Origin of the sequence: Neorhizobium tomejilense, from assembly GCF_964254135.1 — a bacterium.
GTDB lineage: Bacteria > Pseudomonadota > Alphaproteobacteria > Rhizobiales > Rhizobiaceae > Neorhizobium > Neorhizobium tomejilense.
Genome location: NZ_CAXUSO020000001.1, coordinates 1524247 through 1542705, shown reverse-complemented (window position 1 = coordinate 1542705; position 18459 = coordinate 1524247). Strand labels below are relative to the sequence as shown.

At 62.1% G+C, this 18459-nt stretch carries 14 protein-coding genes, 1 pseudogene and 1 riboswitch; of the genes and pseudogenes, 6 read left to right on the top strand and 9 right to left on the bottom strand.

The window, feature by feature from the left end; genetic code table 11:
* Nucleotides 1-4 precede the first annotated feature (4 nt).
* Genes ACSQ3G_RS07950 through ACSQ3G_RS07940 form a run of 3 tightly spaced genes read right to left on the bottom strand, consistent with a single transcriptional unit; the run spans nucleotide 5 to nucleotide 2464 of the window.
* Entirely contained in the window at nucleotides 5-772 is a 768-nt protein-coding gene (locus ACSQ3G_RS07950; RefSeq protein WP_436109616.1) for a glycerophosphodiester phosphodiesterase family protein, read from the bottom strand.
* Nucleotides 773-780: 8 nt separating this feature from the next.
* Nucleotides 781-1608 carry a carbohydrate ABC transporter permease gene (locus tag ACSQ3G_RS07945; RefSeq protein ID WP_436109615.1) on the bottom strand — a complete coding sequence of 276 codons (828 nt, stop codon included), beginning with the start codon at nucleotides 1606-1608 and terminating at the stop codon, nucleotides 781-783.
* Nucleotides 1595-2464, bottom strand: coding sequence for a carbohydrate ABC transporter permease (locus ACSQ3G_RS07940; protein WP_436109614.1), 870 nt, complete (start codon nucleotides 2462-2464; stop codon nucleotides 1595-1597). Before ACSQ3G_RS07940 ends, ACSQ3G_RS07945 begins: the two co-directional genes overlap by 14 nt.
* A gap of 171 nt (nucleotides 2465-2635) precedes the next feature.
* Here ACSQ3G_RS07940 and ACSQ3G_RS07935 point away from each other — a divergent pair, with 171 nt between their 5' ends.
* The 3 genes from ACSQ3G_RS07935 to ACSQ3G_RS07925 all read left to right on the top strand — a co-directional run bounded on the left by ACSQ3G_RS07935 (nucleotide 2636) and on the right by ACSQ3G_RS07925 (nucleotide 7218).
* Nucleotides 2636-3895: an ABC transporter substrate-binding protein gene (locus tag ACSQ3G_RS07935; RefSeq protein ID WP_436109613.1), complete on the top strand. Its 1260-nt coding sequence runs from the start codon at nucleotides 2636-2638 to the stop codon at nucleotides 3893-3895.
* Nucleotides 3896-4074: 179 nt separating this feature from the next.
* A complete protein-coding gene (locus tag ACSQ3G_RS07930; protein WP_436109612.1) occupies nucleotides 4075-6381 on the top strand; it encodes an NADP-dependent malic enzyme in 2307 nt (768 codons plus the stop codon).
* 150 nt (nucleotides 6382-6531) lie between these two features.
* On the top strand, nucleotides 6532-7218 hold the full coding sequence (locus tag ACSQ3G_RS07925) for a hypothetical protein (protein WP_436109611.1): 687 nt from the start codon (nucleotides 6532-6534) through the stop codon (nucleotides 7216-7218).
* On the opposite strand, the gene bluB is transcribed toward ACSQ3G_RS07925, so the two are convergent.
* The 3 genes from bluB to ACSQ3G_RS07910 all read right to left on the bottom strand — a co-directional run bounded on the left by bluB (nucleotide 7219) and on the right by ACSQ3G_RS07910 (nucleotide 10717).
* The gene (gene bluB, locus ACSQ3G_RS07920; RefSeq protein WP_436109610.1) at nucleotides 7219-7905 is read right to left on the bottom strand and encodes a 5,6-dimethylbenzimidazole synthase; all 687 of its coding nucleotides are present in this window, start codon (nucleotides 7903-7905) and stop codon (nucleotides 7219-7221) included. It lies immediately after the preceding gene.
* An 80-nt stretch (nucleotides 7906-7985) separates the two neighbouring features.
* A riboswitch (cobalamin riboswitch) is annotated at nucleotides 7986-8170 on the bottom strand.
* Nucleotides 8171-8197: 27 nt separating this feature from the next.
* Nucleotides 8198-9028 carry a TolB family protein gene (locus tag ACSQ3G_RS07915; protein WP_436111686.1) on the bottom strand — a complete coding sequence of 277 codons (831 nt, stop codon included), beginning with the start codon at nucleotides 9026-9028 and terminating at the stop codon, nucleotides 8198-8200.
* 15 nt (nucleotides 9029-9043) lie between these two features.
* The gene (locus tag ACSQ3G_RS07910; protein ID WP_436109609.1) at nucleotides 9044-10717 is read right to left on the bottom strand and encodes an NAD+ synthase; all 1674 of its coding nucleotides are present in this window, start codon (nucleotides 10715-10717) and stop codon (nucleotides 9044-9046) included.
* 241 nt (nucleotides 10718-10958) lie between these two features.
* On the opposite strand from ACSQ3G_RS07910, the gene ACSQ3G_RS07905 reads away from it, so the two are divergent.
* The gene (locus ACSQ3G_RS07905; RefSeq protein WP_105440528.1) at nucleotides 10959-11378 is read left to right on the top strand and encodes a TadE family protein; all 420 of its coding nucleotides are present in this window, start codon (nucleotides 10959-10961) and stop codon (nucleotides 11376-11378) included.
* Between the two features lies 1 nt (nucleotide 11379).
* A complete protein-coding gene (locus ACSQ3G_RS07900) occupies nucleotides 11380-13110 on the top strand; it encodes a pilus assembly protein TadG-related protein (protein ID WP_436109608.1) in 1731 nt (576 codons plus the stop codon).
* Between the two features lie 82 nt (nucleotides 13111-13192).
* On the opposite strand, the gene ACSQ3G_RS07895 is transcribed toward ACSQ3G_RS07900, so the two are convergent.
* The gene (locus ACSQ3G_RS07895) at nucleotides 13193-14566 is read right to left on the bottom strand and encodes a class II 3-deoxy-7-phosphoheptulonate synthase (RefSeq protein WP_436109607.1); all 1374 of its coding nucleotides are present in this window, start codon (nucleotides 14564-14566) and stop codon (nucleotides 13193-13195) included.
* Nucleotides 14567-14846: 280 nt separating this feature from the next.
* On the opposite strand from ACSQ3G_RS07895, the gene ACSQ3G_RS07890 reads away from it, so the two are divergent.
* Nucleotides 14847-16208, top strand: coding sequence for a TadE/TadG family type IV pilus assembly protein (locus ACSQ3G_RS07890; protein WP_436109606.1), 1362 nt, complete (start codon nucleotides 14847-14849; stop codon nucleotides 16206-16208).
* Between the two features lie 24 nt (nucleotides 16209-16232).
* On the opposite strand, the gene gor is transcribed toward ACSQ3G_RS07890, so the two are convergent.
* Together gor and ACSQ3G_RS07880 are read right to left on the bottom strand one after the other, a co-directional pair.
* Entirely contained in the window at nucleotides 16233-17621 is a 1389-nt protein-coding gene (gor, locus tag ACSQ3G_RS07885; protein WP_436109605.1) for a glutathione-disulfide reductase, read from the bottom strand.
* Nucleotides 17622-17867: 246 nt separating this feature from the next.
* A pseudogene (locus ACSQ3G_RS07880) lies at nucleotides 17868-18446 on the bottom strand (DUF2059 domain-containing protein); the annotation flags it as partial.
* Nucleotides 18447-18459 lie beyond the last annotated feature (13 nt).

Here is an 18459-nt window from a genome sequence, read left to right as displayed (position 1 = left end):
ATGACTACCTCATCTCCCGCTTGGCGCGGGTCGCAATCGCGATATCCGGGCGATCGGTGGTGAAGCTCGCCATACCGAGATCGAACATCCGCGTTGCCATCTCGATGTCGTGCGCGGCCCATCCGTGGATGATCACGCCGCGGTCGCTCAACGGGGCAATTGCGAGCGCGGAGATCATTTCGGCACGAATGCCGATCTCGAAAACTCCATAGGCGGCCAAGGCGGCGTCAACGCCGACCCAGCCCACCTGGCGGATGACTGCCGGCGAGCAGAGCCATACGAAGCCGAGAAGCTCCGAAACATTGTGGCCGGCCGCCTCAAGCGCCTTTCGGAAGGCGTCGAGCCGCTCCAGCGAGAAACTCGTCACCATGCAGCGGGAAAACATGCCGCTGGCGACCAGCCGCTCGACAATCGCCTCCTCCATGCCCTCGTATGCGGTCCCGTCCGGCCGTGTCTTGATCTCCAAGCGCAGGTCGACCGGCGACGGCGCGAAGATGTCGATCACTTCGTCGAGGGTCGGAATGATTTCGCCTGCCGCGCCGACGATGACGAATTTCGACAGTTGATCATAGGTGAGCCTGCCGATCTCGCCCTTGCCGTCCGTCATCCGGTCGATCGTCGCATCGTGATGGACGACCAGGACCTTGTCGGCGGTGTGGTGGACGTCGAATTCGACGAGCTCGACCGGCAGCGCGGCGGTCTGGCGGAAGGCGAGCCTGGAATTTTCCGGCCACAGATGGGTGCCGCCGCGATGGGATGCGATCTTGGTCATTCGAAACCTCACTTGATGCCGCCGAGACCCGCGCCCTGCACCAGCTGGCGTTCGGCAAATAGGAAAAATACGATGCTCGGCAGCAGGACTACACAGCTCGCCGCAAGGATGAGAGGCCAGTCGGTAAACGGCTGTTCGCGTACCGATGCCTGAAGATTGGCGAGCGCGATCTGAACGGTCTGCGTGTCGCCGCGCAGCACGATCAGCGGCCAGAGATAGGAATTCCACTGGGCGATGAAGGCAAATAGCGCCATCGAGGCGATCGCCGCCCAGCTGATCGGCACGATGACGTCGACCAGGATCTTGAAATGGCTGGCGCCGTCCAGGCGCGCCGCCTCCTCGTAGACCTTTGGCACGCCCATGAAATGCTGGCGCAGGAAGAAGGTCACGAAACCGGAGGCAAGCTGGGGCAGCACCGCCGCCCAGATGCTCGGCACCAGCTTCATCTTGGCCATCAGCAGGTAGTTGGGAATGATGCAGATCAGTTCCGGAATGGTAAGCGTGCCGAGCACGGCCCAGAACAGCATGTTGCGGCCGCGGAACTCCATGCGGGCAAAGGCATAGGCCGCAAGGATCGAGGTGATCATCGTGCCGACCGTGGTCGACAGCGCGATGATGATCGAATTCATGAAATAGGCGCCGAGCCCCGCCTCCGTGAACACCCGCAGATAATTGTCCGGATGCAGCGACCATTCGGCGACATTGGGATTGAGGAGATCGGATGGGGCGAGCAGCGAGGCGCCGATGCCGATCAGGAAGGGGAAGACTACGCCGAAGCCGAGCAGCGCCGCTCCCGCCCAGCCGAGGAAATGAAGGAGACGATCAGGAAAGGTCATAATTCACCTTGTCCCTGGCAAAGGCGAGCTTCGCGAGCGTGATAGCGACCAGTCCGAGGAACAGCAGCACGGCCAACGCCGATCCGGTCGAGATATCAAACAGGGTAAAGCTCAGGTAATACAGATAGTTCATCAGCACATCGGTGCCGTTGGCCGGACCGCCGCGGGTGATGACGTTGACGAGCGTGAAGATCTGGAAACTGTCGATCACCGAGACCACGAGCAGGAACAGGGTGGTCGGCGCGACCAGCGGAAAGGTGATATCCCTGAACCGGCGCCAGCGCCCTGCCCGGTCGATGCGCGCGGCTTCGTAATAGTCGTCGGGAATGGCGTTGAGCCCGGCGATGAACAGCAGCGTGTCGTAACCGAGCTGCTTCCAGATCGCCACGATGCCGACGGCGACCAGCGCCAGGTTGACGTCCTGCAGCCACGGAACCTTGCCGATGCCGATGGCGCCGAGCGTCAGATTGATGAAGCCGATATCGGTGTTGAACATCCAGCTCCAGATCACCGAAATCGCCACGGAACTGGTGACATAGGGAAGGAAATAGACGCCCCGCAGCAGCCGCGCGAAAGCATGGCTTTCCCTCAGGAGATGGGCGAGCGCCAGCGCCAGGATCAGCCGCGGCGGCACGCTCACCAGCATCAGGAGAAAGGTCACCCAAATGGAATGATGGAACTGGTCCGAGCCGAACAGCTCAAGATAGTTGTCGAAACCCACATATCTCGAGCGGCCATTGAGGATATTGGTCTGATGGATGCTGAGCCAGGCGGAATAGACGATCGGCCAATAGATGAAGAGGCCGAGCAGCCCGACACAGGGCAGAAGATAGAGATAGGGTCTCAGTATCCGCATCGCATTCCAACGTTTTCTCCGTGTCACACTCTGCCTTAGCGGCCCAGTACGAAAGTCTCGTGACGTTCTCCACTGCCCGGCGTCATTCGCCTGTAACGTGCCCTTCCTACCCTTTCGCGATAGCGGTTGCCGGCCGTCAAACCGGCATTTCAACCACAAGGAGAGAATGGGATGTTGAGGAAACTGCTTATCGCGGCAGCCGTCGCGGTGCTTGCGGGCCAGCCGGCTCTTGCCGCCCCCGTCGAAATCACCTTCTGGCATTCGCTCGCCAAAAAGGGCACGGACGCGGTCAATCAGATCGTCGGCAAGTTCAACGCCTCACAGAGCGAATACAAGCTGAAGGCCGAATATACCGGCAATTACGACGACACGACCACCAAGCTGCAGGCCGCCATCCCGGCCGGCCAGGCGCCGGACCTGATGATGCTGGAAGTCACCCGCTACGGCCTGTTCGCCGATTCCGGCGTGCTCGAGCAGCTCGATCCCTATCTCCAGAAGGAAGGCGCCGAGTTCCTCGATCAGTACCAGCCGTTCGCGCTCGAAGGCCCGAAATATCTCGGCAAGTCCTACGTGCTGCCGTTCAACGTCTCGACGCCGGTCATGTACTACAACAAGGACGCCTTCCGCGCTGCGGGTCTCGACCCCAACGCACCGCCGAAGACCTGGGACGAACTGCGCCAGATGTCCGCCAAGCTCACGGTTCGCCAGGGCAATGACGTCAAGCAGTGGGGTGTCATCGGGCTCGGCCAGTTCGTGCGCTGGGCCTTCGTTGCACAGGCCGGCGGCGAGTGGGTCAGCCCCAAGGACAATTCCGTGCTGATGGATAGCGATGCCTCGATCGGTGCCTACACCTACATGGCCGACCTGATCCGCAAGGACAAGGTTTCGCCGGAAGCAGCGGCGATCAACGAAAGCCTGGGCAGCCAATATTTCACCAGCGGTCAGGCTGCGATCAATTTCGACTCGACCGGCGGCTTCGGCGCACTCCGTGGTGCCGTGAAGTTCGATCTCGGCGTTGCCCCGCTGCCTTGCGGCGTCAAATGCGCAGCCCCGATCGGCGGTGCGACGATCGGCATCAACTCGGCCTCCGACGAAGCCCATCGCAAGGGTGCCTGGGCATTCCTGAAATTCATCTCGCGTCCGGAAATCAATGCGATCACCTTCGTCGAGACCGGCTACCTGCCGATTATGAAGAAAACCGCAGACATCGACATCGCCAAAAAAGCGATCGCCGAAGAGCCCGGTTATTCGGTTGCCATCAAGCAACTCGACGTAGCCTTTGTGCGCTCACGCCCGCCGGCAATGCCGGCAATCCGCGCCAAGGAACCGTCGGTCTGGGAAGCGATCGTGCTCGGCAAGACGCCGGAAGCACAGGCCCTGAAGACCTTCGGCGCCGAAATGCGCACCATGCTGTCGAAAAGCGGCGGCTGATACCAAGAGAGTGACTTAAGGGCCTTGACCCAAACGACGAAAAGCCTGGAGAGGCCAAGCGCCTCTCCAGGCTTTGTTTTATTCGGCGAGGCCAAATATCTGGGATGGACCCCCGTTCGATTTGTTGTATTGAGGAACCCATTCCCGAGAAAGACGCCGAGGTCGCAATGACATCGAACATGCCCGTAACTTCCCCAGCCAATGCCGATCTCGACGAGCAGGCGCTGTTCTTCCACCGCTATCCGCGGCCCGGCAAGCTGGAGATCCAGGCGACCAAGCCGCTCGGCAACCAGCGCGACCTGGCGCTTGCCTATTCTCCGGGCGTTGCCGCCCCATGTCTGGCGATCCGCGACAACCCGGATCTGGCCGCGGACTATACCGCCCGCGCCAACCTCGTCGCCGTCGTCTCCAACGGTTCGGCCGTGCTTGGGCTCGGCAATATCGGTCCGCTGGCCTCCAAGCCGGTCATGGAAGGCAAGGCCGTCCTCTTCAAGAAATTCGCCGGCATCGACGTTTTCGACATCGAGATCGACGCGCCCGGCATCGAGGCGATGGTCTCGACCGTTTCGGCGCTCGAGCCGACCTTCGGCGGCATCAACCTCGAAGACATCAAGTCGCCGGAGTGTTTCGAAGTCGAGCGCCGGCTGCGCGAAAAGATGAACATCCCGGTCTTCCACGACGACCAGCACGGCACCGCGATCATCGTTGCCGCCGCAGTCCTGAACGGGCTGGAACTTGCCGGCAAGAACATCGCCGACGTAAAGATCGTGACGTCGGGCGCGGGTGCCGCAGCACTCGCCTGCCTGCATCTCCTCGTTTCGCTCGGTGCGAAGAAAGAAAATATCTGGGTCCACGACATCGAAGGCCTCGTCTATGACGGGCGCAATACGCTGATGGACGAGTGGAAGGAAATCTACACCCAGAAGTCAGACAAGCGTGTGCTTGCCGACAGCATCGGCGGCGCCGACGTATTTCTCGGCCTGTCCGCCGCCGGCGTGCTGAAGCCCGAACTCCTGGCACAGATGGCCGAAAAGCCGCTGATCATGGCGCTTGCCAATCCGACGCCGGAAATCATGCCCGAGCTTGCCCGCGCCGCCCGTCCCGACGCGATGATCTGCACCGGCCGTTCGGACTTCCCGAACCAGGTCAACAACGTGCTGTGCTTCCCCTACATCTTCCGCGGCGCGCTCGATTGCGGCGCCCGGACGATCAACGAAGAAATGAAGATGGCGGCGGTCAAGGCGATCGCAGCGCTTGCCCGCGAGGAAGTTTCCGACGTCGCGGCGCGCGCCTATTCCGGCGAGTCGCCGATTTTTGGCGCAGACTATCTGATCCCCTCGCCCTTCGATCCACGCCTCATCCTGCGCATTGCGCCTGCGGTCGCAAGGGCCGCTGCCGAGACCGGCGTCGCCGCGCGGCCGATCCATGATTTCGAGGCCTATCTCGACCAGCTGAACCGCTTCGTCTGGCGCTCCGGTTTCGTCATGAAGCCGATCTTCAGTGCCGCCAAGGTCTCCGAAAAGAACCGGGTGATCTTCGCCGAGGGCGAGGACGAACGGGTGCTGCGCGCAGCCCAGGTTCTGCTCGAGGAAAAGACCGCGACGCCGATCCTGATCGGCCGCCCGTCGGTTATCGAGGCGCGACTGGCGCGTTTCGGCATCCGTATCCGGCCGAATGTGGATTTCGCGGTGGTCAACCCGGAAGACGATCCGCGCTACCGGGACTATGTCGATGAATATTTCACCCTGGTCGGTCGCGAAGGTATCAATCCGGAAGCGGCACGCACCATCGTGCGCACCAACAATACGGTAATCGGTGCACTGGCGGTCAAGCGCGGTGATGCGGACGCGCTGATCTGCGGCGTCGAGGGCCGTTACGACAAACATCTCAGCGACGTAAACCAGATCATCGGCAAGCGGCCGGGTGTCTGCGCCTTCTCGGGCCTCAGCCTGGTCATCTCCCAGCGCGGCGCGATGTTCTTCACCGACACGTTCGTCAACTACAACCCATCCGCGCAGGAGATCGCCGAGATCACCATTCTGGCGGCAGAGGAAATCCGCCGGTTCGGCATCGCCCCGAAGGCGGCGCTGATCTGCCACTCGAACTTCGGCTCGCGCGATTCCGAAAGCGCCCAGAAGATGCGGGCCGCCCTGAAGCTGGTCCGCCAGCGGGCGCCGGAGCTGGAAGTGGACGGCGAAATGCAGGGTGGCTCGGCATTGTCGGAAACGCTGCGCAAGCGGGCCATGCCGGACAGTTCGCTGACCGGCGAAGCCAACCTGCTGGTTTTCCCGAATCTCGATGCGGCAAACATCTCGCTCGGTCTGGTCCGCAATCTCACGGACGCACTGCATGTCGGCCCGATTCTTCTCGGGGCGGCCGAGCCGGCGCATATCCTGTCGTCCTCGGTGACGTCTCGCGGCGTGGTGAACATGGCGGCGCTTGCCGTCGTGGAAGCCTCGCAGCCAAATCTGCAGATTCAAGCCTGAGTTGCCGATCTTCTCCTGCTTTGGTTCGAGCCCCGTTTAGGGCTCGAACGGCACGCGGGCTTGAATTCACCGTGCGGTGATCGCGGCTTTATGAGATTATCAACCGGCACGTTCCATGATGCCATCTCCCATTAGGAGAGGATGCCGGAATTGCCGATACCGCTTCGCGGCCTGCTGACCATATCGCTCTTGCTTCTGCCTGCCGCAGCGCTGGCGGGGGACCCTGCCGTTTGTGCAGCCCTTTACCGGAAACTTGGAAACAGCCCGCAGATCATCGGCAACACGTCCGCGGCGCGCAGCTACGCCCAGCAGCTTGGCGAATACAATGCCGATATCCGGGAATTGCGGGTCGACATGCGCCGGGCCGGCTGCGGCAATGGCAGCGTCGTGGTTCTGGGTGGCCCGAATGCCGAGGTCTGTGGTCAGATGCGGGATGCGCTGGAAAGAATGGAACAGAGCCGCGACGCGCTGGCGGCGGAACGGAACAGTTCTCGGCAGATGATCCTGCCCTCGGAAGAGCGGAATGCCATTCTCGCCGCCATTCGCGAACAGCGCTGCATCCCCTCCTTCGAGCCGCTGCCGCCTGTTGTCGACGACCGCCGAAAGGTGCCGGGCATCGAACTTCCGAGAGAAGAGCAACCGTATTCCGGGATCACCAAGCTGCCGACCCGCCCGCAAAAGCCGCAGGCCGCGGTCCAGCCGCCGGTGCTCACGCCGCCGCCGGAGCGGCCATACGATCCAAACAAGAAGGTGCGCACCGTTGGGCCGGCTTTCCTGCCCGAAGCGGATATCGACCTCAGCAATCCGAAATCGGCAGGACCACAGCCGCAGCAGTGATCAACGGTTATCCCAGCGATCCTGAAAGATCAGCTCGTCCAGGGCCAAGCGCTGGCGCCAGCCCTTGAGCGCCAATTCCGGCTCGGCGTAGAGCCGGTCGGTATAACCGAGGCAGAGCCAGGCGACGATCTCGACGCGGTCGGGAATGCCCAGCAGTGCACGCACGTCCTCCTCGCGAAAGATGCTGACCCAGCCGACACCGACGCCCTCGGCCCTTGCCGCAAGCCACAGGTTCTGCACGGCGCAGACCGTCGAATAGACGTCCATGCGCGGGTTGTGGGTACGGCCGAGCACGACCGGGCCGGCACGATCCGGATCGCAGGTGACGCAGATCGACAGCGGTGCCTTGACGATGCCTTCGAGCTTGAGGCTGCGATAAAGGTCGCGGCTCTCTTCCGGAAACATCTCCACGGCTTCGTCATTGGCGCGCGAGAAGGCGGCGCGAGCCGCCTCCCGCACCGAGGGATCGCGGATGAGGATGAAATTCCAGGGCTGCATGAAGCCGACCGAGGGTGCCGAATGCGCGGCGCCAAGCAGCCGCCTTACTAGGTCGTCCGGCAGCGGATCGGGCAGGAACTGGTCGCGCGTGTCGCGGCGCGTCTCGATCGCCCTGTAGACGGCCGCGCGCTCGGCCTTCGAAAATTCACCGGCAGGCAGCAAGGCATGCGCGAAAGGATCAGGCTGCATCGTTTGTCCCCAACAATGCCGTCGCTCCCTTGCCTTTCAGAAGCAAGGAGAGGTCAGAAACCTTTCCGCCGTCCGCGCGGGCTGGTCTATCTTGTCAGGCCGGTCTTCTGACTTGGCTTCGTCCGCCTCCACCGCCGCCTTCCCGGTTTCCCAGTGGCTTATCCTGCGGCCGAGCGTCCACCTCACAGCGTTGGGCACGTTCCGGCTCCACCCCGGATTCCCGATTCTCCGGCTTGTGGCCGGCACCTGACAGGATCGGTTATGCCCTTACGCGATCCTCGGCGCAAGGCGCTCATGCGACGGGGAAGTAGCGCACATAGGCAAACTCATCGCCATCCGGCGACCAGTTCGGTGAGTTCATCGTGCCCTGCCCGCCAAAGAGCTCGAACAGCGTTTCGACATTGCCGCCGTCCATGTCCATCAGCCCGACGCGGACGTCGAGATCGCGCGGGTGGTCGAAGACATCGGCGTCGTAGGAGACGAAGACGATCTTGTCACCCCTTGGTGATGGATGCGGAAACCAGTCGCCGTAACCGCTGTCGGTGATCCGCTCGGCCACGCCGCCGGCGGCCGGGACGCGCCAGATCTGCGTCAGCCCGGTGCGACTGGAATTGAAATAGATCCATTTCCCATCCGGCGAATAGTCCGGCCCGTCGTTGCGGCCCTCGCCGAACGTCAGCCGCGTCTCGTTGCCGCCTTCGATGCCGATCGAATAGATATCGAACTCGTCGCCGCGGATGCCGCAATAGGCGAAGCTTTTTCCGTCCGGCGACCAGCCATGCCAGTAGGACGGCAGGTTCCCGGTCACCAGCCGCGGCACGCCGCCGCCCGCGGGCAGCACATAGATCGCCGACTTGCCGAACTCTACCTTGTCGGAAATGGCGATCAGCGAACCGTCCGGCGAAATGCCGTGGTCGTTGTTGCATTGGCGGGCAAAGCCGGTATCGACCAGTTCAGGCCCATCATCACCCGCCGGTGACAGACGATAGATCAGGCCCTCGCTGTTGAGCATCAGGTAGCGCCCGTCGGGCGACCAGTTGGGCGCCTCGAACAAGGCTTCCGTCTGCCAGACCACCCGCATCGTCCTCGTCCGGATATTGAAGATCTCGACCGAGCTGCGCAGGGCCATGATCCTCTCCTACCGATCGCGGAAACGGTTGGTGATCGGATAACGCCGATCGCGGCCGAAGTTCTTCTTGGTGATCTTGACGCCCGGCGCCGATTGGCGCCGCTTGTATTCGGCGAGATAGAGCAGGTGCTCGATCCGGTGAACGGTCGCGATGTCGTGGCCGCGGGCAACGATCTCCTCGGTCCCCATCTCCAGCTCGACCAGGCATTCGAGGATATCGTCGAGCACCGGATAGGGCGGCAGCGAATCCTGGTCGGTCTGGTTGGGCCTGAGTTCCGCGGACGGAGCCTTGGAGATGATGTTCTTCGGGATCACCTCGCCGCTCGGGCCAAGAGCCGTCGGCGGCAGATGATCGTTGCGCCAGGCGGCCAGCGCATAGACCTGCATCTTGTAGAGGTCCTTGATCGGGTTGAAGCCGCCATTCATGTCGCCGTAGAGGGTCGCGTAGCCGACCGACATTTCCGACTTGTTGCCGGTCGTCACCACCATCGAACCGAACTTGTTGGAGATCGCCATCAGGATCGTGCCGCGCGCGCGGCTCTGGAGGTTCTCCTCGGTGATGCCCTCCTCGGTTCCTTCGAACAGCTCGGCCAGCGCCGACGAAAAACCGTCCACCGGCTCGGCGATCTGCACGATGTCGTAGCGGCAGCCGAGCGCCTTGGCGCAATCGGCCGCGTCCTTCAGCGAATCCTCGGAGGTGTAGCGGTAGGGCAGCATCACCGTGCGCACCCTCTCCTCGCCCAGCGCATCGACGGCGATCGCCGCGCAGATGGCACTGTCGATGCCGCCGGACAGGCCGAGCACAACCGACTTGAAGCCGTTCTTGTTGACGTAGTCGCGGAAGCCCAGAAGGCAGGCGCGATAGTCCGCCTCCTCCTTTTCCGGAATGCGCGCCATCGGCCCGCGGGCGCAATGCCAGGTCTCGCCAATCCGTTTCCATTCGGTGACGGCCACGGCCGGCTCGAACTGGCTCATCTGGAAGGCGAGCGACTTGTCGGTGTTGAAGCCGAAGCTTGCGCCGTCGAAGACCAGTTCGTCCTGGCCGCCGAGCTGGGCGGCATAGATCATCGGCAGGCCGGTCTCGATCACCTGCTTCAGAACGACCTGATGGCGGATGTCGACCTTGCCGCGAAAATAGGGCGAACCGTTCGGCACGAGCAGGATTTCCGCCCCGCTCTCCGAGAGCGTCTCGCAGACGCCGAGATCGCCCCAGATATCCTCGCAGATCGGGATGCCGAGCCGGACGCCGCGGAAATTGACGGGGCCAGGCATCTCGCCGGCGATGAAGACCCGCTTCTCGTCGAACTCGCCATAGTTCGGCAGATCAATCTTGTCGCGCACCGCAATCACCTTGCCGCCGTCGAGCACGGCGATCGAATTGTGCCGGCCTTCCGCGCCCTGACGCGGGAAGCCGATGATGACGCCGGGGCCGCCGTCTGCCGTATCGGCCGCAAGCTCCTCCACCGCCTTCAGGCAGGCGTTGAGGAAAGCCGGTTTCAGGACGAGGTCCTCCGGCGGATAACCGGACAGGAAGAGCTCGGTGAACAGGATGAGATCCGCCTCTTCGCGGGCGGCATCCCTTCGGGCTTCTCGGGCCAGCGCCAGGTTGCCGGCGATATCGCCGACGGTCGGGTTGAGCTGGGCAACGGCGATGCGGAGTGTCTGGCTGATGTCCTGGGTCATGGTATCGATTTAACGTTCCGTGCGAGAGGTCGCAACGTTGTTCCCGAGAGATTTTTCGTCCGCATCAAAAATGTTCCCGATTCGCGAACCCGGCCGCCCCCCCCGCAAGAGCATGCAGCGCCCCACCCGAACAGCAGGAAATTGTGGATTGGAAGTGTAACCTATGGGCGTACGTTAAGTATTCTTTAGATTTTCGCGCCGATTATATTAGGGATAACTAACTCAACAATGGGGCGCATCGATGGGGTTTTTATCACTGATAAGATGCAAATCCGGAGGTTCAGCCGTCGAGTTCGCCATCGTCGCTCCCATCCTCTTCCTCACACTGTTCAGCCTGATTGCCTACGGCATCTACCTGAGTGCCGCACATGCGGTGCAGCAGATCGCCGCGGACGCCGCGCGTACTGCGGTGGCTGGCCTGAACGATACCGAACGCAAGCAACTGGTGCGCGACTTCCTCAGCCGTTCCACCCTCAATCACGCGCTGCTCGAGGTGAAGAACTTCACGCTCGACGTCAAGGAGGATCCGAAGAACCCCAATCAGTTCACGGTCTCCGTCGACTACGATGCGAGCCATCTGCCGATCTTCAACCTCTACAGCTACGCCATGCCCGACGCGCATATCCGGCGTTTCTCCACGATGCGGATCGGAGGCATCTGAAATGAACCGGCTCCTTCATCGCCTCTATCACAACAAAGCGGGCAATATCGCCATATCCGCCGCCATTACCATGCCGCTGGTCGTTGTCAGCCTGGCGCTCGGGGTTGACTACGGTCACTTGACGCTGCAGCAGCGCGAACTGCAGAACACCGCAGACTTGGCTGCCATCGCGGCGGCCGGACGCCTGAGCGAGCCGGAAAAGGCGGTACTCGACTATTTCATTCTCAACAGCGAGAACTTCGTGGTGCGGACTGCATCCGGGCTGCTGACGGCAGATGGTGAAATTCCCTTCAACGAGGCAAGCGTCTACCAGGACTACACCGCCTATGCGCAACTGACGAAAGGCCGGTACGTGGCCGATCCGTCACGCCCGGTGGAAACCCGTTTCCAGGCCGGGGCAACACCCACCGATGCGATCCGCGTGACCATGCACCAGAAGGGGCAGATCTTCTTTGCCGGCAGCTTTGCAGAGGCGCCGGAACTTGGCGCCACCGGTACCGCCAGTGCCGACAAGCTCGCCGCCTTCTCGATCGGCTCGCGGCTCGCCAGCCTCAACGACGGCATCGTCAATGCCCTTCTCGGCAAGCTGCTTGGCACGACGATCTCACTGAAAGCCATGGATTATCAGGCGCTCGTCGATGCAAATGTCAACCTTCTGCAGACGCTCGATGTCCTTGCGATCAATCTGGGCGTCACCGCCGGCACCTATTCCGAACTGCTCGACATGGAGATCACCTACGGACAGTTTCTGGATGCACTCGGCAAGACGGCCGGTCTCACGCCCTCCGTCCGTGCCGTCCTCGATACGCTCGAGAAAACCCTCAACCACACCCAGGTCAAACTGAAGCTGGAGGAAATCCTGGCCCTCGGGCCGCTTTCGGAGAACCTGATCGGACAGGGTAACGGTCTTAACGTCAGAGCCAGCGTGATGGACATCGTCTCGGCGGCCGCCGTTGCCGGCAGTGGCGGCAAGCAAATCGCCGTCGATCTCGGCGCGACCATCCCAGGAGTTGCGTCGGTCACGCTTGACATCGCCATCGGCGAGCCTCCGGTCGGCACTCCACCGAACGCGGTCGGGAGGCCTGGCACCATCGTGCGCACCGCCCAGACGCGGGTGGCCCTCCACGTCGTCGTCGATGGCCTCGCCGGGATCGCCGGCCTCAAGGTCGACGTGCCACTCTACCTCGAAGTCGCTCATGCGGAAGGGCGCCTTGCGGATATCCGCTGCGGCGGCGGTTCACGCAGCAACGGCACCGTCGATGTCGAAGTGGTTCCAGGCGTGGCTGCGATCGGGCTCGGCACTGTCAACCAGGCCGCGTTTGAAAATTTCGGTACCACGCCACGCGTCACGGAAGCCAGTCTTCTTGACTCCGCCCTGATCAAGATTTCCGGCAAGGCCGATATCAACGCCGGCAATCTCGCCAAAAAAACGCTGACCTTCTCGGCCAGTGACATCGCCTCCGGCAAGATCAGAAGCGTATCGACGAAGGATACGTTGACCAGCCTGGTCACCTCGCTGCTGAAACGCCTGGAACTCGATATCAAGCTTGGGCCGCTGGCTCTCGGCACGCCGACACTGATCCAGGCGGCTTTGGCCGACACGCTGACCGGCCTGACGAAACCCCTCGACACGGTCCTCTACAATATCCTGCTGACGCTCGGCGTGAGGATCGGCGAAGCGGATGTCCGTGTCGGCGACGTCGCCTGTCGCAACCCCGTTCTCGTCCAATAGGCTCGGTACCTGGACGAGAAACGAAGAAGGCCGGCGTTCCCCCGCCGGCCTTCTTCAATTTCCAACGATCGCGCGCGACGGTTCAGCCGTTGACGACCATCCGCTTTTCGTCGCGGCCGCTCTTCATCCGCTCGGCGAGCAGGAAGGCGAGCTCCAAGGCCTGGTCGGCGTTGAGGCGCGGGTCGCAATGGGTGTGGTAGCGGTCCTGCAGGTCGCCGGCCGAAACCGCACGGGCGCCGCCGGTGCATTCGGTGACGTCCTTGCCGGTCATCTCGATATGGATGCCGCCCGGATGGGTGCCTTCCGCACGATGGATCTGGAAGAAGCTCTCGACCTCCGACAGGATCCGCTCGAACGGCCGGGTCTTGTAGTTGTTGAGGGTGATCGTGTTGCCGTGCATCGGGTCGCAGGACCAGACCACCTTTTTGCCTTCGCGCTCGACGGCGCGGATCAGCTTGGGCAGGTTCTCGGCAACCTTGTCATGGCCGAAACGGCAGATCAGCGTCAGGCGGCCGGCTTCGTTGGCCGGGTTCAGCGCGTCGATCAGCTCGATCAGGTTGTCGGGCTGCAGCGACGGACCACACTTGAGGCCGATCGGGTTTTTGATGCCGCGGAAATATTCGACATGCGCATGGTCGAGCTGACGGGTGCGGTCGCCGATCCACAGCATATGGCCCGACGTCGCGTACCAGTCGCCCGAGGTGGAGTCGACGCGGGTGAACGCTTCTTCGTAACCGAGCAGCAGCGCTTCGTGGCTGGTGAAGAAGTCGGTCTCGCGCAGGCTCGGCTGGTTTTCCGAGGTGATGCCGATCGCCGTCATGAAGTCCATCGTCTCGCTGATACGGTCGGCGAGCTTGCGGTAACGTTCGCCCTGGGGGCTATCCTTGACGAAGCCGAGCATCCATTTGTGGACGTTTTCGAGATTGGCGTAGCCGCCCATCGCGAAGGCGCGCAGCAGGTTGAGGGTCGCCGCCGACTGCCGGTAAGCCATCATCTGGCGCTCCGGATCCGGCGTACGGGCAGCCTCGGTGAACTCGGTGCCGTTGACGATGTCGCCGCGATAGGTGAGCAGCGTTTTGCCGTCCTGGGTCTCGTGCGAATTGCTGCGCGGCTTGGCGAACTGACCGGCGATGCGGCCGACCTTGACGACCGGAAGCTGGGCGCCATAGGTCAGCACAACCGCCATCTGCAGGAACGAACGGAAGAAGTCACGGATATTGTCCGCACCGTGTTCGACGAAGCTTTCTGCGCAGTCGCCGCCCTGCAGCAGGAAGGCATTGCCTTCCGCGACGCTGGCGAGCTGCTTCTTCAGCCGGCGGGCCTCACCGGCAAACACGAGCGGCGGAAAGGTGGCGAGCTGAGCTTCAGTCGCTGCCAACGCAGCCTTGTCCGGGAATTCCGGGAGCTGCTGGATCGGTTTTTGCCGCCAACTGCTCGGGGTCCAATTCTGTGCCATCTCGCTCACCTGTTTCAGCCTCGGCCATCTTCTGCCGGGCAAGTCTTTAAAATCGAGGCGGCTTATAGACCTTAACAGCGGCGTTGCATAGCCGTTTTGCCCGCCTTCACCGCCGGCCCGTCCCCCGCGAAAGGCCACGAATATCAAGCTGACGCCGTACCCGGGCGGATCGTATGCAGTATGAAATCAGGACATGCCTTGAATTTTAATCCCGTTCTTAGCCACAATTTCATGAATTTGCGCGACGTTCCTGCAGGGTTTTCTTGCTGGGGAGCAGGCGATGCATCCGATGACACGTTTCTGGAAGGATCGCGGCGGCAATTTCGGCGTCATGACTGCCTTTCTACTGGTTCCGCTGATCGGAACGGCCGGCCTGGCGCTCGATTTCGGCCACGCGCTGACCGTGAAGCAGCAACTCGTCGGCGCGGCCGATGCGGCCGCCGTCGGCGCGATTGCCGAAAAGTCGAAGGCTGTCGCTCAGGCGATGCAATTGCAAGGCGACGGAAGCGTGGCGCTCGATCCGGCCGAGGCCCGAAGCATCTTCCTCGGTCAGATGTCCGGCGAGCTTTCCACCCTGCCGGTCAACGTCGATATCGCGGTCGCGAAGAACAACGGCATCCTGACCTCGCGCGTATCGTTCAGCGCGACCTTGCCGACCACTTTCATGACGATCCTCGGCAAGGACGACATCACCGTTTCCGGCCAGGCCACCGCGCAATACCAGACGCCGTCGTTCCTCGACTTCTACATGCTGCTGGACAATACGCCTTCGATGGGCGTTGCGGCCAACTCGCAGGCCATCGAACACATGAAATCCGCAACTCGCTACGGTTCGGATGGCAAGGGCAAGGACAAAGAGTGCGCCTTTGCCTGCCATATCGTCGATGAGGACGGCGACGAAGACCCGAACAGCTATTACAACGTCGCCAAGCAGAACCGCATCCCCATTCGTATCGATGTCGTCGCCGAAGCAACCGAAACTTTGATGAAAACGGCAACGGATACCCAGACCGTACCCGGCCAGTTTCGCATGGCGGCCTACACTTTCGGGGAACGGGCGCAGGACGCACAGCTCTTCAAGGTCGCCGAACTGAACGAAAACCTCACTACGGTCGGTGAGGCAACTGAAAAAATCAAGCTGATGAGCATTCCAAAGCAGAACTATAACAGCGATCAACAAACCAGCTTTGATGACGCTCTCACGCGCATTGGGAATGAGATCCTCAGTAAGCCAGCGTATGGCCTACCGGGAAACGGCACGAGTAAGGCCGACCGCCAGAAGATTGTCTTCCTGGTGGCAGACGGTGTGGGAGACAGCTACAAACCGGACGGCTGCACCAGCGTGGAAGGTCTGGTGACGAAGACGGCGGGCCGTTGTATCGAGCCCATCGATACAAAATTCTGTCAGAAGCTGAAGGAAAAGAACATCCGTATTGCGGTTCTCTACACCACCTATCTGCCGCTACACAGCAATAACTTTTGGAAAAAGTGGGTAGAGCCGTTCGATGACAGCATTTCCACGAAGATGAAGGAATGCGCGAGCCCCGGTTATTTCTTCGAGGTCTCGCTCGAACAGGGCATCGCGGACGCCATGAATACCCTTTTCCACAAGATCGTCGCCACGCCACGGATCACCAGTTAGCCCGGCGCCGAAGCCGGGAGCGCGTCAGACGCGCTCGCCGTTCTTCACCCGGTAGCTCGGGTTGTACATGGTCACGAGCTCTTCCGAAGCCGTCGGATGGACGGCCATGGTGCGGTCGAAATCATCCTTGGTGACGCCGGCCTTCAGCGAAATTCCGAGAAGCTGCGCCATCTCGCCAGCATCGTGGCCAAGGATGTGGGCACCGACCACCTTGCGGCTTGCCGCGTCGACGACCAGCTTCATGATCATCTTCTCCGACCGTCCCGAAAGCGTCGCCTTCATCGGCCGGAATTCGGCGCGGTAGACCTCGATCTCCGGATAGCGTTTGGCGGCCTCCTCTTCCGACAGGCCGACCGTGCCGATCTCCGGCTGCGAGAAGACGGCGGTGGCGATCAGGTCGTGGTCCGGAGCGGTCGGATTGCCCTTGTACTCGGTTTCGATGAAGCACATCGCCTCGTGGATCGCCACGGGCGTCAGCTGTACCCGGTCGGTGACATCTCCGAGCGCATAGATATGCGGCACGCTGGTGCGGGAATATCTGTCGACGACGATGGCGCCACGCTCGTTCATCTCGACGCCCGCGGCCTCCAGGCCCAGCCCCTTGGTATTCGGATCGCGCCCAAGCGCCAGCATGATGGTGTCGACGGCAATCGTCTCGCCGTTCAGGGTCCTGGCAACAAGCCCACCGGCCGGCGCCTTGGTGACCTCCTCGATCACATCGGTCAGCACGATGCGGATGCCCTTTTCGACCATCGCCTTGTGCAGCCCCTGGCGCATGTCGTGGTCGAAGCGCGACAGGATTTCCTTGCCGCGATAGATCAGCGTCACGTCGACGCCGAGGCCGTGGAAGATGTTGGCGAATTCCACCGCGATATAACCGCCGCCGGCGATCAGGATGGAGCGCGGCAGCTCGGGCAGATCGAAGGCTTCATTGGACGAGATGCAGAGCTCATGGCCGGGCAGCGCCGCATGCGGGTTGGGCGCGCCGCCGGTGGCGATGACGATCTTTTCGGCGGTCACGGTCCTGCCGGTCTTCATGAGCCGGATCGTATGGGCATCGACCAGCTCGGCGCGGGTCTCGAGGATTTCCGCACCGTTGTTTTCGAGACCCTTGCGATAGAGGCCTTCGAGGCGGGCGATCTCCCTGTCCTTGGCGGCGATCAGCTTCTTCCAGTCGAACGTGCTCGCCCCGACTTCCCAGCCGTAACCAACCGCGTCCTCGAAATGTTCGTGATATTGCGATGCGTAGACGAAGAGCTTCTTCGGCACGCAGCCGCGAATGACGCAGGTGCCGCCGAAACGATATTCCTCGGCGATCGCCACCCGCTTGCCGAGCGATGCCGCCACACGGCCCGCCCTCACGCCGCCCGATCCGCCGCCAATCACGAAGAGATCATAGTCATAGGCGGTCATGGTATTCTCCTTGAGAGCAGGCGGCTGGATGTGGCTCACATATAGGGATGAGAGGCCCAAAAGGAAAAGCCCGGATTGCTCCGGGCTTCCTTAAAATTCGACGGGCCGACGATGTTATCAGGGCTTCGGCGCGGGCGCCGGGGCCGGCTTGGCAGCCGGGGCGGCGGGCTTGGCCGGAGCGGTGGCGGCCGGAGCAGCGGGCTTGGCCGCAGGTGCAGCAGCGGGCTTGGCCGGAGCCGGCGGAGTAGCAGGTTTTGCCGGTGCGGGTGCAGCGGCCTGTGCTTCCGCCGGAGCCGGATCGACGACCGGCGCCTGGATCGGATTTGCGTCGATGATGCCGCGCAGCTTTTCCGAGCTGTGGTTGGTCAGGTCGCGGGAAATCCCGTTTGCCCAGATTTCAGCGGCCTTGGTCAGTTCACGGCTGACGAGCGGCTGGTTGGTCAGCAGCTTCTTGCCGGTCTCGGTGTTGAAGAAGGTAGAAATCGACTTCAGTTCATCGACCGAAAAGCTCTTGGCGTAGATGGTCGCTGCTTCCTTCTCGAGATCGGCGCGGCGCGGCGCGAGCACGAGCGCCTGCTCGTCGACGACGTTGGAGATCTGGCCCTGGAAGTTCGGGGAGGCCTGGATGAACTGGGCCTTCAGACGCTCTGCCAGGTTGGGCAGGATATTGTCGTAACGATCCGTGACGTTGAGCGACGCGATCGCATCGCGCGCAGCGGCAAGCTGGGCTTCCGAAACTTCCTGCGCGCGAGCCGATACCGTGAAGGCGCCGGAGAAGAGGATGGCCACAGCGGCGGCACGGCCGAAAAGCGCGAATCTGATCATGAGTTGGTTGCTC

Coding starts and splice junctions, on each gene's coding strand:
- ACSQ3G_RS07890 (WP_436109606.1), top strand. CDS start 14,847: ATGCATCCGATGACACGTTTCTGGAAGGATCGCGGCGGCAATTTCGGC.
- ACSQ3G_RS07935 (WP_436109613.1), top strand. CDS start 2,636: ATGTTGAGGAAACTGCTTATCGCGGCAGCCGTCGCGGTGCTTGCGGGC.
- ACSQ3G_RS07940 (WP_436109614.1), bottom strand. CDS start 2,464: ATGCGGATACTGAGACCCTATCTCTATCTTCTGCCCTGTGTCGGGCTG.
- ACSQ3G_RS07945 (WP_436109615.1), bottom strand. CDS start 1,608: ATGACCTTTCCTGATCGTCTCCTTCATTTCCTCGGCTGGGCGGGAGCG.
- ACSQ3G_RS07930 (WP_436109612.1), top strand. CDS start 4,075: ATGCCCGTAACTTCCCCAGCCAATGCCGATCTCGACGAGCAGGCGCTG.
- ACSQ3G_RS07905 (WP_105440528.1), top strand. CDS start 10,959: ATGGGGTTTTTATCACTGATAAGATGCAAATCCGGAGGTTCAGCCGTC.
- ACSQ3G_RS07950 (WP_436109616.1), bottom strand. CDS start 772: ATGACCAAGATCGCATCCCATCGCGGCGGCACCCATCTGTGGCCGGAA.
- ACSQ3G_RS07910 (WP_436109609.1), bottom strand. CDS start 10,717: ATGACCCAGGACATCAGCCAGACACTCCGCATCGCCGTTGCCCAGCTC.
- ACSQ3G_RS07900 (WP_436109608.1), top strand. CDS start 11,380: ATGAACCGGCTCCTTCATCGCCTCTATCACAACAAAGCGGGCAATATC.
- ACSQ3G_RS07895 (WP_436109607.1), bottom strand. CDS start 14,566: ATGGCACAGAATTGGACCCCGAGCAGTTGGCGGCAAAAACCGATCCAG.
- gor (WP_436109605.1), bottom strand. CDS start 17,621: ATGACCGCCTATGACTATGATCTCTTCGTGATTGGCGGCGGATCGGGC.
- bluB (WP_436109610.1), bottom strand. CDS start 7,905: ATGCAGCCTGATCCTTTCGCGCATGCCTTGCTGCCTGCCGGTGAATTT.